The following is a 1258-nucleotide window of genomic DNA, read 5'->3' on the forward strand; positions in this document are numbered from 1 at the left end:
CAGGCCTTCCGGTCCGTTCTCGTCGTAGCGGAAGGTCTTGCCGGCCACCAGGATGCGGTCGATCCACGCCTTCAGTTGCGACGGGATGCCGAAGTTGTACATCGGCGCGCCGACCACCACGATATCCGCGGCGAGGAACGTGTCGAGCGCGTGCTGGCCGGTGTCGACGTCCGCCTTCAGCGCGTCGTCGACCGGCGCGCCTTGCGCGGCGGCAAGGTGTTCGGCGGCCAGATGGCCGAGCGGCGTGGCGGCGAGGTCGAGGTGCGTGACCGTGAGGCCGGGATCGCGGGCGCGGAAGCGGGCGACGATTTCCGCCGACAGTTCGCGGCTGACCGAGCCCTGGCCGAGGATGCTCGAATCGATGTGCAGCAGTTTCATGCAGGTTCTCCTTGAGACGGATGGATTCGCCGGTAGCGTGAGACCAGTATGGAGATCGATTCGGCTTTACACTAGATGGATAAACAGGATTTTATTAATCCATTTTTGGAGTAATCCCATGCTCGATCTGAATGATCTCGCGCTGTTCGTCCAGGTCGTCCGCGCCGGCAGCTTTTCGGAGGCCGCACGACGCCTGCGCATGCCGGCCAATACGCTGAGCCGGCGCATCGACCAGTTCGAAGGGCACATCGGCACGCGCCTGCTGCATCGCTCGACCCGCAAGCTAGCGCCGAGCACCGAGGGCCTGGCGCTGTTCGAGCGCTACGCGCCGGCACTCGACCGGATCTTCGAGATCGAGCGGCAGCATGCCGACGGGCAGGAACCGGCCGGAACCGTGCGCGTGGCGGCGATGGCCGGCCTGTTCGAAGTGATCAAGCTGGAATGGCTGGCCGAGTTCTACGCGCGCTATCCGCGCATCAGCATCGACTTCCTGCTCGACGACACGCCGTCCGACCTGATCGCCGAGCGCATCGACCTCGCACTGCGCATCGGCATCGAGACCGGCGGCAGCTTCCGCGTGCGCCGGATCGCGCCGGGCACGATGATCCTCGCCGCCAGCCCCGCTTATCTCGAACGACGCGGCACGCCGCGCACGCCGCGCGAGCTGGCCGACCACGATTGCCTGACGGTGTCGAGCCGCCAGGGACGCAGCATGTGGCGCCTGCAGGGGCCGCGCGGCACGCAGGAGATTTCGATCGACAGCCGTTTCTCGGTCAACGACATGCGCGTGGTCATGCAGGCCTGTCTCGCTGGCCTCGGCATCGCGCTGGTGCCGCAGGTGCTCGCCGCGGCGGCGATCGACGAAGGCAAGCTGGCGCGC

2 protein-coding genes are annotated in these 1258 nt (G+C 66.8%); one reads left to right on the forward strand and one right to left on the reverse strand.

Translation table 11 applies throughout. From position 1 onward, the window contains the following. Positions 1-378: FMN-dependent NADH-azoreductase (locus tag JMF90_RS37555; RefSeq protein ID WP_201326390.1), on the reverse strand; the 378-nt coding region annotated here is incomplete at its 3' end. Positions 379-496: 118 nt separating this feature from the next. On the opposite strand from JMF90_RS37555, the gene JMF90_RS37560 reads away from it, so the two are divergent. Further along, positions 497-1258 (forward strand): LysR family transcriptional regulator (locus JMF90_RS37560; protein WP_201326391.1); only part of this gene is annotated, 762 nt, incomplete at its 3' end.

The organism is Burkholderia sp. E168m23 (assembly GCF_016586125.1).
Taxonomy (GTDB): Bacteria; Pseudomonadota; Gammaproteobacteria; order Burkholderiales; family Burkholderiaceae; genus Burkholderia; species Burkholderia orbicola.